Origin of the sequence: Mesorhizobium sp. M7D.F.Ca.US.004.03.1.1 (assembly GCF_003998635.1) — a bacterium.
GTDB classification, from domain to species: Bacteria; Pseudomonadota; Alphaproteobacteria; order Rhizobiales; family Rhizobiaceae; genus Mesorhizobium; species Mesorhizobium loti.
The window spans coordinates 1-932 of record NZ_RZQG01001460.1; the positions used below are offsets into that span (position 1 = coordinate 1).

Annotated in this window: 1 protein-coding gene and 1 pseudogene; both read right to left on the reverse strand. The window is 63.4% G+C overall.

Translation table 11 applies throughout. The features are described 5' to 3' along the window. On the reverse strand, nucleotides 1–398 hold a 398-nt coding region (locus tag EN935_RS37950), incomplete at its 3' end, for an ABC transporter substrate-binding protein (RefSeq protein WP_164771810.1). A 153-nt stretch (nucleotides 399–551) separates the two neighbouring features. Next, nucleotides 552–932: pseudogene (locus tag EN935_RS37955) on the reverse strand (hypothetical protein); the annotation flags it as partial.

Consider the following 932-nt stretch of genomic DNA (forward strand, 5'->3'; position numbering starts at 1 on the left):
CAGTGCGAGAACAGCGTGCCGAAGACGATGTCGGTCTTGTGCTGGGTGGCGAACTTGCCGACCACTTCGGCGCCACGGCCGGGATCGGTGCCGTCATCCTCGATGATCACCTCGACCTGGCGGCCATTGATGCCGCCGGCGGCATTGATCGCCTTGACCGCGGCGGCCGTGGTCTTCTCGTACCAGCGGCCATAGGCGGCGCCGATGCCGGTGCGGTGCGACTGGAAGCCGATCTTGATCGGCGCCGAACTCTGCGCCTGGGAATAGCGGACGAAGCCGGGAGCAACGGCGAGGCCGGCGCCCGCGGCCAGACCCTTCAGCGCCGTTCGGCGGGTGAGGGCAGTCTTGGAGGTGAGGCCAGTCTTGGAGAGGTCGAAAAATCCGTTCTTGTCAGCCATGTTCGTTCCCCTGTTTTTCAGTCTTGACCAACGATAAGGCGGCTTCGGCATCCTCGCTCAGAGGACGCAAAAAATTGCATGTGTACAAACTAAATCACCAAAGCCTTGGTGTGGCAAGCGAGCTTCCCCAACGATATTGAGGTCGCCCTTTTCTCATCCGACGGTCGGCGTGGCAAGCAACCAGAGGCCGAAGACCGTATAGGCGATCATCAGCAAAGTGAGCGGGAACTGGCTGAGCGCGGCACAGGCAGGCTGCGGATGCAGCCGCCAGGCGAAGCCGTGGGCGACGAGGACTGCGAGCACATGGCCAAGGATGATGGCGCCGGCCTGGACATTCCACAGCCACCACGCCGAGCCCGCCCCGGCAACGATGCCGGCCTCGATCTGCATGTCGGCGGTGCCGAACAGGTTCCAGCCCAGTGCGAACGGATCGGACAGTGCGGCAAGCGCATATTGGCCGTCGACGAGCAGCGCCGTCAGATAATGCGCGACATGGTAGGCGAGCGCGATCGGCACGATCGACCAGACCAGCAG